At 64.5% G+C, this 15859-nt stretch carries 14 protein-coding genes and 2 tRNA genes; 13 read left to right on the plus strand and 3 right to left on the minus strand.

All coding sequences use genetic code 11. From position 1 onward, the window contains the following. Positions 1-81: 81 nt before the first annotated feature. On the minus strand, positions 82-1641 hold the full coding sequence (locus J5J83_RS05370) for a fibronectin type III domain-containing protein (protein WP_212346319.1): 1560 nt from the start codon (positions 1639-1641) through the stop codon (positions 82-84). Positions 1642-1802: 161 nt separating this feature from the next. Continuing rightward, positions 1803-2528 (minus strand): murein L,D-transpeptidase catalytic domain family protein, encoded by a 726-nt coding sequence (locus tag J5J83_RS05375; protein ID WP_212346321.1) that lies wholly within the window; start codon positions 2526-2528, stop codon positions 1803-1805. Positions 2529-2823: 295 nt separating this feature from the next. Here J5J83_RS05375 and J5J83_RS05380 point away from each other — a divergent pair, with 295 nt between their 5' ends. From J5J83_RS05380 to J5J83_RS05405, 6 genes are all read left to right on the plus strand, one after another. Further along, the gene (locus J5J83_RS05380; protein ID WP_212346323.1) at positions 2824-4287 is read left to right on the plus strand and encodes a L,D-transpeptidase family protein; all 1464 of its coding nucleotides are present in this window, start codon (positions 2824-2826) and stop codon (positions 4285-4287) included. A 71-nt stretch (positions 4288-4358) separates the two neighbouring features. Then, positions 4359-4435 (plus strand) — tRNA-Met (locus J5J83_RS05385). Positions 4436-4519: 84 nt separating this feature from the next. Continuing rightward, positions 4520-4596 (plus strand) — tRNA-Met (locus J5J83_RS05390). 195 nt (positions 4597-4791) lie between these two features. Then, the gene (locus tag J5J83_RS05395; RefSeq protein WP_212346325.1) at positions 4792-5118 is read left to right on the plus strand and encodes a metalloregulator ArsR/SmtB family transcription factor; all 327 of its coding nucleotides are present in this window, start codon (positions 4792-4794) and stop codon (positions 5116-5118) included. A gap of 52 nt (positions 5119-5170) precedes the next feature. Beyond that, positions 5171-6553, plus strand: a complete 1383-nt coding sequence (locus J5J83_RS05400; RefSeq protein WP_212346327.1) for an NAD(P)-binding domain-containing protein — start codon at positions 5171-5173, stop codon at positions 6551-6553. Further along, complete coding sequence (locus J5J83_RS05405; RefSeq protein ID WP_249115894.1) at positions 6550-7782, plus strand: MFS transporter; 1233 nt, start codon at positions 6550-6552, stop codon at positions 7780-7782. Before J5J83_RS05400 ends, J5J83_RS05405 begins: the two co-directional genes overlap by 4 nt. An 84-nt stretch (positions 7783-7866) precedes the next feature. Here the strand turns inward: J5J83_RS05405 and dctP are convergent, their stop codons facing one another. Further along, the gene (gene dctP / locus J5J83_RS05410; RefSeq protein WP_212346331.1) at positions 7867-8898 is read right to left on the minus strand and encodes a TRAP transporter substrate-binding protein DctP; all 1032 of its coding nucleotides are present in this window, start codon (positions 8896-8898) and stop codon (positions 7867-7869) included. Between the two features lie 338 nt (positions 8899-9236). Here dctP and J5J83_RS05415 point away from each other — a divergent pair, with 338 nt between their 5' ends. The 7 genes from J5J83_RS05415 to J5J83_RS05445 form a co-directional block, all read left to right on the plus strand. After that, complete coding sequence (locus J5J83_RS05415; protein WP_212346334.1) at positions 9237-9806, plus strand: TRAP transporter small permease; 570 nt, start codon at positions 9237-9239, stop codon at positions 9804-9806. Positions 9807-9818: 12 nt separating this feature from the next. Beyond that, the gene (locus J5J83_RS05420; RefSeq protein WP_212346337.1) at positions 9819-11099 is read left to right on the plus strand and encodes a TRAP transporter large permease; all 1281 of its coding nucleotides are present in this window, start codon (positions 9819-9821) and stop codon (positions 11097-11099) included. 13 nt (positions 11100-11112) lie between these two features. Beyond that, a complete protein-coding gene (locus J5J83_RS05425; RefSeq protein ID WP_212346341.1) occupies positions 11113-11877 on the plus strand; it encodes a hypothetical protein in 765 nt (254 codons plus the stop codon). Then, positions 11874-12866, plus strand: coding sequence for a hydroxyectoine utilization dehydratase EutB (gene eutB, locus J5J83_RS05430; RefSeq protein ID WP_212346344.1), 993 nt, complete (start codon positions 11874-11876; stop codon positions 12864-12866). The genes J5J83_RS05425 and eutB overlap by 4 nt, the downstream gene beginning before the upstream one ends. Positions 12867-12926: 60 nt before the next feature. Then, positions 12927-14324: a PLP-dependent aminotransferase family protein gene (locus J5J83_RS05435; RefSeq protein WP_212346347.1), complete on the plus strand. Its 1398-nt coding sequence runs from the start codon at positions 12927-12929 to the stop codon at positions 14322-14324. Between the two features lie 177 nt (positions 14325-14501). Beyond that, a complete protein-coding gene (locus J5J83_RS05440) occupies positions 14502-15491 on the plus strand; it encodes a cyclodeaminase (RefSeq protein ID WP_212346350.1) in 990 nt (329 codons plus the stop codon). 25 nt (positions 15492-15516) lie between these two features. Beyond that, positions 15517-15859: aminopeptidase P family N-terminal domain-containing protein (locus J5J83_RS05445; protein WP_212346353.1), on the plus strand; the 343-nt coding region annotated here is incomplete at its 3' end.

A 15859-nucleotide genomic window follows, 5' to 3' on the forward strand; every position in this document is an offset into this window, starting at 1 on the left:
GCACCCGAGATGACACGCTTGCGCCGCGACGGCTCGCGCATTTTGCGCAGGGCGCCTTGATCCCTGCTGTCCGCTTCTGACTCAGGGGCAAACATCATTCGTGGGGCGGTTGTTCCGCCCTACGACGCGCTCCTGGAGCAGCGAATAGTATGGATCGCACGCCGGTGGTGTGCGTCCAGTGCTCACCCGGACCGTCGCCGACGACAAGCCCTCGACACCGCTGCCATCGACCGGACGAACGAGATAGCGATAAGTCGTCTGTGGCGACAAGTCGCGGCTGTCCACCCAGGACGGACCATCGACCGCAACCGCCGTCAGCGCCCGCAGCGGGCCGCCATCGCCTGCACGCTCTCCTTCACCACGATAGATCCGGTAGCCCACCGCACCGGCAACAGGCGTCCACGCCAGCACGACCTGGGTTGGCGAACGGTCGATCACCTTCAAGACCGGAACGGCCCCTTCCGGACTCGGCACCCCGGCCTGCCCCGCAGCGGCCAGGCGCTGCACCATGCGCCACACAGCGGCCATCTGCGTGCCGTCGCGCGTCGCGTAGTGCCCCGTCATGTCAAAACCGAAGTCGGTATATCCCCACCAGTCCCAGCATCCATTGGGATTGAACGGAGTAAATGGGACCGCCCAGACCGCCGCAGTCTGCGGATACAGCACCACGATCCGGTTGGCGTCGGCCCATTCGTTGAAGCCCGACTGGGTCACGAATCGCGTACCGATCCGGCCCACCTCCTGCTGGCAACCGTGAAACGCGACATGAAGCCGGCAAGCCTCTCCCGCCGCACAGGCTTGCGGCACATAGACGTAGCCCGTCGCCGCCATCGATGCGCGCTGCGGAATCAACGGCCGTCCATTGCGCTGAATAAATGGTGTCTGATCAAACTCGACCAGCTTTCCGGTCAAGCCCGACGACGACGTGCGCTCCATGGGACCGTAGAACATCTGCAGCGCGGCCCCCGCGGCATCGTAGCTCGATCCATCGGGCGCACCACCCGGGCAGGCATTGATGAAATTGCCCCCCGTCACCGCACATGGGTTGCAAGTGGAGTCGCCATCGCCCGTGCCGGCGCAAGTGGCGGAGATCTGCGCATGCGCTGCACGCAAATCCTGCTTGTAGAACAACTGCGCCTTCGGCACGAAACCTTCGTACCAGCGCTCGAGGGCATCGCTCACCGGCTGCTTCACGATGCCATCGTTATAGCCGTGAAACAGCCAGATGCGCTGCCGTTCGAGATGACTGGCGGCATCGTTGAGCCCGCGTGCGGACCACGCGAGGGTTGCCGCATGCATGTTGTCGAGATCGGCCTCGGTGATCGGCTGTGCCGGATAGGCAGGATCGCCCTGCATGCACCGCGCCATCACCTTTCCAACCCCGCCTCCCGCCCACGCATCGCGTCCTGCGCAGAAATAGGGACCGCCCGCGGTGGCCGCCACCCCACTGACGGACGCGGAAAACGCCGTGCCGAATTGCACCGCCATATAGGCGCCGGACGAAATGCCGGACACCGTGACCTTCGTTGCGTCGAGTCTGAACGCGGGCAATTCGGCCGCACTGAGCGACGGCATGGCAAGCACTTGCCACAATGCCAGGAAGGTCAGCACGCCCGCACGGATCAGGCCCAAGAAGATCATTTGCGTACTGACTCGCCAGCGCCGGAACGGATCTCCGGTCGACAGTCTCCGATCATACGCAGTACTGGCGCGACGGTGCGGACGCACTCAATACGCGTCACGCGCACGACAGACAACAGCGCCCAAGGCGCCGCTTCGATGAGACCAGGCATGGCCGCACATCAGCTGTCCTGCCCGTCCAGGGATTCGCGCACGGCAGCGACCGCCGAACGATTGCAATGCAGGTAACGCGACGACGCCAGCCAGTTGCGATCAGGGTAGTAGGAGAATACGAACTGCCCTTCCTTCAGACTATCGATCACCCTGCGCGCCACCCCCTCGGCCACGGCAGGACAACCTTGGCTGCGCCCGAGCCGACCGGTCTCGCTGATGAACTCGCGATCGACATAAGGGGCGCCGTGAATCACGATGGCGCGCTCGTAAGCCTTGTCATTGATGCCGGGCTCCAGCCCTTCCATGCGCAGCGAATAGCCATTGCGTCCGTCGTAGGTCTCGCCGGTACGGAACAATCCGATGCTGCTCTGATAGCTTCCCACCCGATTGGAGAAGCGCGTGGCGAGTTCCTCGCCGGAATTCTTGCCGTGAGCAACCAGCTCCTTATGCAACACCACGCGTTTATTGAGGTCGAACACCCACATGCGAGGCACATTGGCAGACAGCGAGTAGTCGATCACCGCCAGGCGGCGGGATGCTTCGAGTCCCGAGTTCATCGCGCACTGCATGGCGGACAGCGCGAGCTTGAGTACCTTGGGCGCAAGCGCCGGCGCAGCAGCCGCAAGCTGGGCCTCGAGCAGCGCGTCCGACGGCGAGGCCGCAGACGCATTTGAACACAGCACGACCAGCGGCAGACCCATTGCAAGGGCTGCCTTGCGAAACGAAATGCTCATTGTGTGAAATCCGTCCGGCTTGACGCGAACTCAGGCCATCGCAGTGATCGCCTTGTTCTTCTTATATGTCAATATCGTCCCTGAAGCCCGGCAAAAGCACTGCTTTTGCACAAACAGACCGCATCTTATCAGGCCATTGGCCAAAACGCAGATGAGAAAATCGCCTTACTCCCCAATTCGGGCAATCGTCGTGCCGCTTCTGGTGGCAAGTTTCCTTCCGGGCCTCGCTTTCGCGGGCACACGGAGCGTCGATGACGAACTCCGTACACTGCTCGCCCCGGCCGTGGAATCCGGAGTGCAGACGCCGTCGCCGCGCGCAGCACTCGCCCGCGCGTATGCTTCTCGCGGTTTTGCCCCCTTATGGCAGAAGCCCGCGCGCCGGCAGCAATTGCTCGTCGAACTTGAAGCGCTGGTCAACGACGGGCTGGACCCCGCTGCCTACGGTACCGAGCGCCTGCGTCACCCCTTGCCTGATACGGCCTCGCCGCTGCAACGCGCACAGGACGATCTCAGCGTATCCGAAGCCTGTACCCGGGCGCTGTCCCATCTGCAGCAAGGTCGCCTGAGTCCCGAGCGCGCAGGGAGCTACTGGCAGTCATCTGCGCTTGCCCCCCTCACCCAGCCTCCCCCCGCCCAGGCGCTCGCCGCCATGGGCGACGGTGATCTTGGCCAGATGTTCGATCGCTTTCGCCCACCGACACCGCTTTACCGAGCCTTGCGCAAGGCTATGACCGAGGCCCTGCATTCCGGTGACGCAAACGATGGGCCAGCCATTCCGGCAGGCCCCACGCTCAGGCCGGGCATGAGCGGGCCCCGGGTGGACGCGCTGCGGGCGCGACTGATCGCAAGCGGATATCTGCCGAATGTCGCTTCCGCCGGCCAGGACATGGACGACGTCGTATCCGAGGCGGTGGGCCGCTTCCAGCGCGAAGAAGGCCTCGAGTCCGATGGCATCGTCGGCCCGCTCACGCTCACCTCGCTGAACCGCAGTCCTGCCGAACGCAAGGCGCTGCTGCGTATCAATCTCGAACGCGCACGCTGGATCGCCCCACATCAGGTCGGCGATTACGTCTTCGTCGATGTCGCGGCCTATCGCCTGACCTTCTATCGCAATTCGTCACCCGCATGGAGCACGCGAACACAAGTGGGCCAGCCCGCCCGTGAAACGCCGCTGCTGTTCTCCAGCATTACGCACTTCACCGTCAATCCGACGTGGACGGTGCCGCCGACCATTCTGAAGAAGGACATCATCCCCAAGGCGAGTGCCGACCCCGAATACCTCGCCAGTCGCAATATCCACGTCATCAACGCCGACGGTGATGAAGTCGACCCGGCCACCATCGACTGGACCCGGACCGGCGGCCTCACACTAAGGCAGGATGCCGGCGACGACGCCGCGCTGGGCAAGGTTGCAATCCGCTTCTCCAACCCGCATGCCGTCTACCTCCACGACACGCCACATCAGCGCCAGTTCAAGCGTACTCAGCGTGCCTTCAGCTCGGGTTGCGTGCGGGTCGAGAATGCCGTCGACCTGGTGAGACTGCTGGTGGACGCCAGTGGCGGCGACAGCCACCTGGCCCGCTTCGAAGCCGCGCTGGCCAGCGGCCGTACCGGAAACCTCAGCCTTGCACGGCCGATTCCGCTGGTCATCGCCTACCTGACGGCAGCCCCCGACGACAACGGCAGGATCACCTTCCGTCCCGACATTTACGGCCGGGACCCCGAGCTCATCCACGCCCTCGGCGCGGATGCCAGATGATCCGGAAAGGATGTTTTTTCAGCTTTTTCTTGATTTTTCGCGGTCTGTTGTTTATAGTGCTCCCTCTCTGACGCGGGGTGGAGCAGTCTGGCAGCTCGTCGGGCTCATAACCCGAAGGTCGCAGGTTCAAATCCTGCCCCCGCAACCACGATTTATCGAAAGGCCAAACGCCGCAATCAGGCCGGCCTTTCTGAACAAGCATCAAACTGCATTTGCAGTGCAAGGTCTCCGACGCGGGGTGGAGCAGTCTGGCAGCTCGTCGGGCTCATAACCCGAAGGTCGCAGGTTCAAATCCTGCCCCCGCAACCACGGGCTCATAACCCGAAGGTCGCAGGTTCAAATCCTGCCCCCGCAACCAAGCTTGAGCAATAGCCCGATCACCGCATGGTGATCGGGCTATTGCGTTTACGCGCACGCTTTGCAAACGCTTTCCGCGTCACGGCGCTTGACAATCGTTCGTACTTCGCTAAATTACGAACAACGCTGATTACATCATTCGCCATCATGTCCTCCCGCCCCACCCCCCACACGACCGACGTATCCGCACTTGATGCCGAAGCACTCGCGCAGATGTGCAAGGCCCTCGGGCATCCGGTGCGGGTGCGCATCCTGCAGCACCTCGCTGCGATCGGCGAGTGCTATTTCGGCGAATTGTCCGACCTGCTGCCGCAAGCCCCATCGACCATCTCCCAGCATATGAGCATGCTCAAGGCGGCCGGTCTGGTGCTGGGAGAATCCGAGGAGCAGCGCACCTGCTATTGCGTCAATCCGGCGCGCATGCATCAGCTGCGGCAATTGATCGATGGTCTTGCCGAGCGCGCGTGCTGCTGATTTTTTTGCCCTTTTTATTCGTACTTCGCCGAACACAAAAGGAGAAGCTGCAATGATCCAGCCTTCCGCATCCCACCCCGTTGCTGTCATTGGCGCCGGCCCTGTCGGACTCGCCGCGCTCGCCCATCTGATCGAGCACGGATTGCCGGCGATACTGCTCGAAGCGGGACCGGGCATCGCCCGCAGCTACGAGGATTTCCGCCATGTGCGCCTGTTCTCGCCATGGCGCTTCAACCTGGACGCTGCCGCGACCCGCTTGCTGCAAGGGCGCGGCTGGCAGGCCCCCGATGGCGAGGGCTTGCCAAGCGCCGGCGAGGTCATCGACGACTACCTCGCCCCGCTCGCCGCCCTGCCTGACATGGCCGCGAGGATCCGCTTTCGCACACGGGTCGCCGCCATCAGCCGGCGCGGCACCGACCGGGTCAAGTCGGCCGGCCGCGACGACGCGCCCTTCGTATTGCATGTGCGCACCGACGTCGGCACCGGAATCATCCAGGCAAGCGCCGTCATCGACGCGTCGGGCACCTGGACGCAGCCCAATCCGCTCGGTGCGGACGGACTGCCGGCGCCCGGCGAAGCCGAACTCGCCGCACATATCCGCTACGGCATGCCCGACATTCTCGGCGCGGATCGTCATCGTTACGCGGGGCGCAGCGTACTGGTGGTCGGCGGCGGGCACTCGGCCGCGGGAAACCTGCTGACGCTTGCCGAACTGGCACGACACGCACCGACGACCCGCATCGCCTGGGCAATTCGTGGCACCGCCCCGGCCCGTGCGCTCGGCGGCGGGGCGGCCGATGGCCTGCCCGCCCGTGGCGCCATCGGCGCGGCGTTGCGTGAATTGCTCGACGCCGGACGCATCCGCCTGGTCGCAGACTTCCGCATCAGCGCGCTCGACCGTGACGACGGTCAGATCACGATTCATCCCGAAGACCCGCTCACGCCGTCGATCACCGCAATCGATGAGATCATCTGCGCGACCGGCGCCAGACCGGATCTGACCATGCTGCGCGAACTGCGCACGACATTCGATCCCACACTCGAGAGCAGCGCCGCACTCGGCCCGCTGATCGACCCGAACGTGCACAGCTGCGGGACGGTGCGCCCCCACGGTCACCGCGAGCTGGCGCATCCGGAACCGGGGCTGTTCATCGTCGGCGCCAAGAGCTATGGCCGCGCACCCACGTTTCTGATGGCCACCGGTTATGAACAGGTGCGTTCGGTCGTGGCCGCGCTGGCCGGCGACCTCGATGCGGCCGACGCAGTACGCCTGATCCTGCCGGAAACCGGGGTGTGCTCGACCGACACCGATGGCGACAGCGGCGACAATTGCTGCCCGCCTGTCGCCCTGCAAGCAAAGGCGCCCGAGCGCAACACGGGCGCAGCCCGGTGCTGCGAACCTAGCTCCACCCCGACTCGGGCTTGCTGCCGATGATCGCCGCGCGCACTGCACTGCCAGCTTCCATGGTGCGCATCGTCGTTGTGCTTGGTCTCACCCAGATCGCCACCTGGGGCAGCCTGTATTACAGCATTGCGGTACTGGCCGGGCCGATGGCCGCAGACCTCGGGCTCTCCCGCAGCCTGGTGTTCGGCGCGTTCTCGGCCGCACTGCTGGTATCGGGGCTTGCCTCGCCGCATGTCGGCCGCGCCATCGACCGCCTTGGCGGACGCCGGGTGCTGGCGGCCGGCACCCTTGCAGGCGCAACAGCGCTGGCGATGATTGCGCTCGCGCAGGGTCCGATCGGGCTGTTTGCCGGCTGGCTGCTGGCCGGCATCGCGTTGGCTGCAACGACTTACGACGCAGCCTTTCCCGCATTGAATCAACTGGCGGGCAGCGCCTATCGCACGGCCCTGACCGCGCTGACGCTGTTCGGCGGTCTCGCCAGTACCGCGTTCTGGCCACTGGTCTGGTACATCGAACAACAGGCCGGCTGGCGCATGGCATGGGGCGTGTCCGCAGCAATCCTGCTCTTCGCCGTCCTCCCGGCCTTCTGGTTCGGTCTGCCCGACCCACCGAAAGTGCAGACCGCTGCGAACGATGGCGACCCAGGCGTGGCGCACGTATCGATACCGGCACGCGCGCAAGGTCCGGCCTTTGTTCGCCTGGCGGGGGCATTCACCCTCGGCGCCTTCGTATTCTCCGCGATCGGTGCCCACGGTGTCGGCACCCTGGTTGCCAGCGGCCTGGGCGCCGACACCGCGATCCTCGTCGCCAGCCTCATTGGACCGATGCAGGTGGTCGGGCGCATTCTCGAGTTCAGCTTCGCTCGCCATGTCAGCCCCCTGCGTGTCGGAACGCTTGCTTTCGCATTCACGCTGCTCGGCATGCTGCTCCTTTGGGGCGCCGGCTTGTCCCCCTGGCTCGCATTCGGATTCGCCGCCTGTTACGGCGCTGCCAACGGTGTCATGACCATTGTCCGCGGCACGGTTCCCGGCGAGCTTTTCGGCCGCAGCGGCTATGGCGACACCATGGGACGACTGGCCCGCCCCGCCTTCGTGGCCAAAGCCGGCGCCCCACTGGTCATTGCGTTTCTGCTCGACGACGGCCAGGGCTACGATACGATGGCGCCCCTGCTCGCGCTGACAACCGCACTCGCGCTGGGCTTGTATCTCACTGCCATATCACCCGGCCGCGATGGGCGCGCACGAACGGACCTGGCGTGATGAACTGCACCCGAAAGCAGGAAGGGGGCGGGCCGTATCCGGCCCGCCCCCTTCCTGGTGTATCAGCCGATGCCGGAAATCAGCCTACTTCGCAGCCGCAACGGCGGCATCGATATCAGCCTTGAGTTCCTTCAGGATGACGTCGGTACGCCCACCCACCATGTCGACGAGCTTCTGTCCCAGCGGCTCGGCCCGCTTGCGGAAGACATCGCGCTCGGCGTCGGTCAGCTTGACGATCTTCAGGTTCGGATTGTCCTTGCGCATCTTGTCGACCGCAGCGGCGTTCTTTTCGCGCTCCGTCTTCAGGATGTACTGCTGCAACTCGTCCCGAACCTCAGCAAGCATCTTCTTGCGCTCGGGTGACAGCCCGGCGTAGAAATCCGCATTGGCCACCACCGTGGTCGTGTATTCGACATCGCCCACGTAGATCAGATGGTCCGTGACCTCGTGGAACTTCGCGCTCTCGATGAAGAAGGCCGGATTGACCTGCGCCTGGATGACGTTCATCTGCAAACCACCGTAGATCTCGCCCCATGGCAAGGCCACCGGGTTCGCACCGTACAGCTTGAACTGCTCGATGAGGATCGGTGAGGTCATGACGCGGAACTTGACGTCGCCAAGATCAGCCGGTTTGCGGACTTCCTTCTTGGTCGTCCAGATCATCTCGCCTTCGGGGTAGATCGTGAACAGCTTGAGGCCCTTGGCCGCGAAGTCCTTCGCCAGCGAACCGTACAGCGCCTTGCTGTTCGACAGCACCGCGGCCTTGGGCGCGTCCGCCTCGGGCAGGAGGAAGGGCAGGCTCAGCACCTGGACCTCGGGCACGAAGGTGCCAAGGTGACCCGGCGAGGCATTGGAAAACTGGACCGCGCCGGCTGCGGTGAGTTCGGTCAGGTCATTCTCATTGCCGAGCTGGCCGTAGGTGTAGATCGTGACCTTGACCTTGCCGTCCGTGCGCTTCTCGACGAGTTTCTTGAACTGCTCGGCGTAGAGGGTCTGCACATCGCCCGGGCCCTCCTCGACCGCGAACTTCCAATCTTCGGCGCTTGCGACACCGACGGCTGCAAGACTGATCGCCGCACCGGCAAGCAATTGCTTGAGGGTCTTCGTAATGGCCATTGTTTCGTTCTCCGTCCTGAATGGTTTGATGGGCCTGGCGCCGCCCATGCGGCAACTCGACACGGATCCGAGCCTACGCCGAAGATGTCTCTCGACAATTGCACTAGAACATTTTTCGAATGCACCAAAATGAAACCCCATGATGGTGCGTGTGCACATTAGTGGTGCGATGTCAAGATTGTTCTAGTGCATTCGACCGGCCATGCGCGCCACCCTAGACTGGTCCCGTCGAAAAAATCCAACTAATGCGACGATCGAACTAGGCTAATCATGGCCGGGACCACTTTCATACACGCAACGCCTGCGCAGGATGACGCCTGCAGATGGAGGAGAGACAGATGGAGGAAGCGCCCAAGCAGGGCTTGATCCTGCAAATACTACGCCGCATCGACCATGGACTGGCCGTGCTGGAAAAGCAGCTTCTTGCCTGGGCGATCATCCTGATGGCGGTCAATACTCTGGGCAATGTCGTAGCGCGCGTCGGCTTCAACAGCAGTCTGTTCTTCTCCGAGGAGCTCAATCAGTTCCTGATTGTCCTGATCACCTTCGTCGGCACCAGTGCGGCGGCCCGTCAGGGTCGCCACATCCGGATGTCGGCATTCACCGACATGCTTCCCGTCGAGCACCGCCGCTGGGCACTCGCCACCATCCAGGCAATCACTGCCGTGGTGCTCGCGTTGCTCGCGTGGTATGCGACAACCTACATCCTGCGCACCCAGGCCATGGGCCGCGTCACCCCCGCGTTGCAGTTCCCAATGTGGATCACCTTGCTGTGGATTCCATTGGGTCTGGCCATCGCGACGCTGCAATTCTGGCTCACCGCCCTCGTCAACATGCGCACCCCCGGCAGCGTCCATGTCGCGCCGGGCATCCGTGAGCATGACGAAATCGACATGCCGACGATCTGAGGAGACGACATCATGGCGCTCACAATCCTGCTCATCATGGTGTTCATGATGCTGATGGGTTTCCCGATGATGGTGCCGATGTTGACCGCGACCTTCGTGGCCTTCTTCGTGTACTTCCCGAGTCTCAAGACCGACATCATGGTGCAGCAGATGATCAGCGGCATCAGCCCGGTGGCCCTGATCACGGTACCGATGTTCATCCTCGCTGCAGACATCGTCACCCGAGGACGTACCGCGAACAGGCTGCTCGATCTCGCGATGACCTTCTTCGGTCACATCCGCGGCGGCCTGGCGGTGACGGCAGCGGTCGCATGTACGCTGTTCGGCGCGATCTCCGGCTCCACGCAGGCGACCGTGGTCGCCATCGGCGGGCCACTGCGCCCGCGCATGCTCAAGGCCGGCTACGACGACAAGTTCACAACTGCGCTGATCATCAACGCCTCGGACATCGCCTTCCTGATCCCTCCCAGCATCGGCATGATCGTATTCGGGATCGTCGGCAAGGTATCGATCGCCGAGCTCTTCCTCGCCGGTATTGGTCCCGGTCTGCTGATTCTCGTGCTGTTCACTATTTTCTCGGTCTGGTACGCGTGGAAAAAGGACATTCCGCTGCTGCCGCGCGCGAGCTGGGGCGAACGCCTGCTTGCGGTGCGCAAGGCGGCACTCGCGACATTCTTCCCGGTGCTGATCGTGGGTGGGCTGTACGGCGGCTTCTTCAGCCCGACCGAAGTCGCTGCCATCGCGGTGCTCTACGCCTTCGTGCTGGAAGTATTCATCTACCGCGCGGTGAAACTCTCTGACATCCCCAGCATCGCCTACTCGACGGGACTGATTACCGGCATCGTGTTCGTCCTCGTGGGCACCGGCGCCGCCTTCTCGTGGATCATTTCCTTCGCCCAGATTCCGCAACAACTGATCGGCGCGTTGGGACTCGCCGAAGCCGGGCCCTACACCATCCTGTTCGCAATCTCGATCGCATTCTTCATCGGCTGCATGTTTGTCGACCCGATCGTCGTCACCCTGATCATGACGCCGATCTTCATGCCGCTGGTGCAGTCGGCCGGCATCGACCCTGTGCTCGTCGGCACCATCGTCACCATGCAGATGGCCATCGGCTCGTGCACGCCACCCTTCGGCTGTGACATCTTCACCGCCTGTGCAATCTTCCGTAAACCCTACCTGGACGTGATCCGCGGCACACCGCCCTTCATCGCCATCCTGCTGTTCGCATCGTTGCTGCTGATCTTCATCCCCGAGATCGCACTGACCCTGCCCAAACTCGCCTACCGCTGACCCGGAGATTGCCTTGCGCATCGACACGCTCGTTACCGCCACACTCACGCCCGCAACGGACCGGGCCCGCATCGGCCTGCTCGGTCTGGCCACCGATCTCAACAGCGAGGCCGACCTGCGCCGCATGCTGCCGGCCGACGTCGGGCTGTACTGCAACCGTGTCAGGCACGCCAACCCGATGACGCTGGAGACCCTGCGCAGCGTCGCCGACGACCTGCCGCGCGCCGGGCGCGATCTGCTGCCGGGCCTGACGCTCGACGTTGTCGTCTACGGCTGCACCTCGGGCACGCTGGCGCTGGGCGAGGCGGAGACGCTGGCGCTGATCGCCCGCTCCAAACCGTCGCACTACCAGACTACGCCGGTCACCGCCAGCCTCGCCGCCCTGGAGCGGCTCGGCGCGCGCCGGGTATCGATCCTGACGCCCTACCGTGCGGACGTGAACCGCGCGCTCGGCGAATACTACGCAAGCCGCGGACTGGAGGTGCTGAACGTGTCCGGCCTCGACATGGACGATGACTACGCGATGACGGCGATCCGGCCGGAAACGATCGTCGAGGCGGGTCTTCGGGCAATGGCACCCGAGGCCGACGCGCTGTTCATCTCGTGCACGGCGCTGCGCGCGAGTCTTTCCGTGGCAGCGCTCGAGACGGCACTCGGCCGTCCGGTCGTCACCAGCAACCAGGCCATCGTCTGGCATGCGCTGGATCTCGTCGGCCTCACCGCGCCCGCCGCACCCGGCCAGCTGTTCGATACCCTTCAGGAGCACACGCCACAATGAATCAGGACATCCGTCTGATCGACCTCTACCGCGCCCGCCACCGCATCCGTGGCCGCGTGCGGCACACCCCCCTCGTCGCCTCCGCGAGCCTGTCAGGCCACATCGGCTCCCCGGTGCACCTGAAGCTCGAGTGTCACCAGATCACCGGCAGTTTCAAGCTGCGCGGCGCAACCAATGCCCTGCTCGCACTCGACGATGCGGCGCGCACGCGCGGCGTAATCGGCGTATCCACGGGCAACCACGGCCGCGCACTCGCCTATGCGGCAAAACAGGCTGGCATGCGCGCAGTGATCTGCATGTCGCGCCTGGTGCCGTCGAACAAGGTCGACGCGATCCGCGCACTCGGCGCCGAAGTCCATATCGTCGGCGCGAGTCAGGACGAAGCCGAGCACGAGGTTGCACGGTTGGTGCGCACCGAGGGGCTCACACTGCTGCCACCATTCGACCACTGCGACGTGATCGCTGGCCAGGGCACGGTTGGACTGGAGATTCTCGACGACCTTCCCGCTGTCGACACCGTGCTGGTGCCACTGTCCGGCGGTGGCCTGATAGCCGGCGTCGCACTCGCAATGAAGAGCGCCTCGCGCGACATCCGCGTCATCGGCATCACCATGGAGCGCGGGTGTGCGATGCACGCCAGCCTCGCCGCCGGCCACCCGGTGCAGGTCGAAGAACTGGAAACGCTTGCCGACTCGCTCGGCGGCGGTATCGGTCTCGACAATCGCTACACCTTCGGCATGGCCCGCGAACTGGTCGACGAAACGATGCTAGTCTCAGAGCAAGACATCGCGCAGGCCATCAGGCATGCCTATCGCGAAGAACAACTCATTGTGGAAGGCAGCGGCGCGGTCGGCATTGCCGCACTGCTCTCAGGTCGAGTGCGGGCACCCGGCACGACGGTCGTTCTCGTCAGCGGCGCAAACATCGACATGGCGCTACATCGTCGCCTCGTCTGCGAACAGGTCGAGGAGTGCGCCACGCAGCCCTGAGTCCGCAACCCTCCCGCCCCGAAACGACATCGGGCGCGGGCATAAAGCCAGGAGCACCCCATGATGGAACATTGGCGAAAGGCACTGGACGCAGCACGTGGTGGAGAATCGAAATACAAGATCCTCGTCCAGGCGATTGCCGCCGACATCGACGACGGCACGCTTGCCGAAGGCACCCGCCTGCCACCGCAGCGCGAAGTCGGGCACAAGCTGGGCATCAGCGTGCAGACCGTCACCAATGCGTACAAGGAACTCGAGCAGCATGGGGCGATCCGCTGCGAGGTCGGGCGCGGCAGCTTCGTGGCAAAGCGCGTCACCGAAAAGGTCGCAAGTTACATGCTCGATCGCGCCGAACGTTCGCTGATCGATTTTTCCATCGCGCGCCTGATCTATACCGATGCGCATGATGAGGCATGGCGCAGCGCCTGTGGCGCCCTGGCTGCGCAGGCGAACCAGCCGTGGATGCGCGCGTGTCGGCCGATTGCCGGCTTCGAGCACCACCGCGCGGCAGGCGTGGAGTGGCTTGCGGGTCTGGGCATGAGCGCTTCGATCGAGACCCTGCTGATCACCAACGGCGCCTCGCATGCGCAATTCCTCGCCCTCGCCTCGCTGGTCAACCCGGGCGATGTCGTCCTGACCGACAGCCTCACCGACCATGGCGTGATCGGCTCCGCCCAAGTGCTCGGCTTCACCCTCAAGGGGCTGGATTCCGATGAATACGGCATTCAGCCCGACCACTTCGAAGACATGTGCGCCAATGAGCGGATCACCGCTTTGGTGTGCACCCCGAACCTGAACAATCCCACCAGCGCGGTGATGCCGGATTCGCGTCGGCGCGCAATTTCCCGAATTGCGGAGCGCTACGGGGTGTACGTGATCGAAGACGATGTGTTCGGACCATTGCTCGCGCAGCGTCCGCCCCCCATCACCAGTCATCTTCCCGAACTCGGTTTCTATCTGACGAGCTTCACCAAGTCGGTGCTGACCGGCATGCGCACGGGCTACCTCAACATGCCGCGGCGCCTCGCATTGCGGGTCGAGAGCATCCTGCGCGTCAATAGCTGGATGGCGACCCCGCTCCTCGCCGAAGTCGCAACGCGCTGGATCGCCGACGGCACCGCCATCCGGCTGGTCGAACTGCAACGCGAGCGCCTGGCAATGCGCCACCGTAGCGTCGAGGAGCACCTGGGCGAATTCACGCTATCGAACCATCCGTCGGCGCTGTCCGCATGGGTCGGCGTGCCGAAGCACTGGCAACTCGACAGCCTGGTCGAACAACTGCGCCATCACCTGGTCGCGGTCACGGCGCCCGACCCCTTCCTGACACCCGGCACGCCGCGCCCAAGCGCCATCCGGATCTGCCTCGGGGCAGATGGCAGCGATGTCCGCATCAATGGCGCGCTGGCGACGATCGCCAACGTCTTCCGCCAGTATCCCCAGGTGCACCACTACCTGTGAACGACCGCCGCACCGCGGCGCACATCGCACCGACGCCGCGGCTGAACATTGCCGCGGCAATTCCGCAAAAGCGGCAGTCATTGCACTAGGACATGCAGAACACCTGACCCGCCCTCCTACACTGATCCGCAATCCCCGACGCATCGGCGTGGGGCGTTCCGGACCGAAGAGGGCCTCATGTCGAAAGTCATCCTGTTGAGCGAATCCGATCTGCGCGCCTGCGTCGCGCTCGACGCAAGCACAATAGACTGCGTCGAACACGCGTTCCGCCTGCTCGCCACCGAGAAAGTCGTCATGCCGGCGATCCTGCGGCTCGACATCAAGGAACACAACGGCGAAGTCGACGTAAAGACGGCCTACCTGCCGGGGCTCGACAGCTTTGCGATCAAGGTGAGCCCGGGCTTCTTCGACAATCCCAGCCTGGGTCTGCCAAGCCTGAACGGCATGATGGTGCTGCTCTCCGCCCGCACGGGCGTGCCCGAGGCCTTGCTGCTGGACAACGGCTACCTTACGGCGGTGCGCACGGCCGCTGCCGGCGCGGTGGCAGCACGCTGGCTTGCCCGCGAGGATGCAAGGCGCGTCGCCGTGATCGGCGCCGGCGAACAGGCGCGGCTGCAGCTGAAGGCACTGACGCAGGTGCGCCGGATCGAGTCGGCCACGGTGTGGGCCCCGCGCATCGAAGCGGCACGGCGCTTCGCAGATGAGATGAGCCGCGCACTCGGCCTGCGTGTGAGCGCCTGCGCGGACATCGCCGCCGCGCTCGACGGCGCCGACATCGCGATCACGACCACCCCCAGCCATGCACCGCTGATTGAGGCGCACCACCTGCATCCCGGCCTCCACATCACGGCAATGGGATCGGATGCCGAGCACAAGAACGAGATCGCCCCGGCCGCACTGGCTGCCGCGCGCTACGTCTGCGACCGCCTGAGTCAGGTGCGCGTGCTCGGGGAACTTCATCACGCAATCGACGCCGGGCAGATTGCCGCCGATGCCGACTTTCCCGAACTGGGCCAGGTCATCGCCGGCCTGCGACCGGGCCGCACGCACCGCGACGACGTGACGATCTGCGACCTCACCGGCACCGGCGCGCAGGACACCGCGATCGCGACCCTCGCCTTCGCCCGTGCCCGTGCAGGCGCACATGGCACCCAATTCGAATCCTGACTTCGCCCTGGAACGGAGAGAGCCCATGCCAGACAACATCCAGCTACCCTTCGCCCGCAGCGAGTACGCGGCGCGGCTCGCCAGGACCCGCGCCGCGATGGATGCGCGCGGTATCGACGTGCTGATCGTCACCGACCCTACCAACATGAACTGGCTCACCGGCTACGACGGCTGGTCCTTCTATGTACACCAGTGCGTCATCGTCGGCCCCGAGGGCGAGCCGGTGTGGTTCGGTCGCGGGCAGGACGCCAACGGCGCACGCCGGACGGCCTGGATCGCCGAAGCGAACATCGTCGGCTATCCCGACCACTACGTGCAATCGACCGAGCGCCACCCGATGGACTACCTCGCCGCCGAACTCATCGCCG

The organism is Azoarcus sp. L1K30 (assembly GCF_018122735.1).
In the GTDB taxonomy this organism is placed as follows: Bacteria; Pseudomonadota; Gammaproteobacteria; order Burkholderiales; family Rhodocyclaceae; genus Parazoarcus.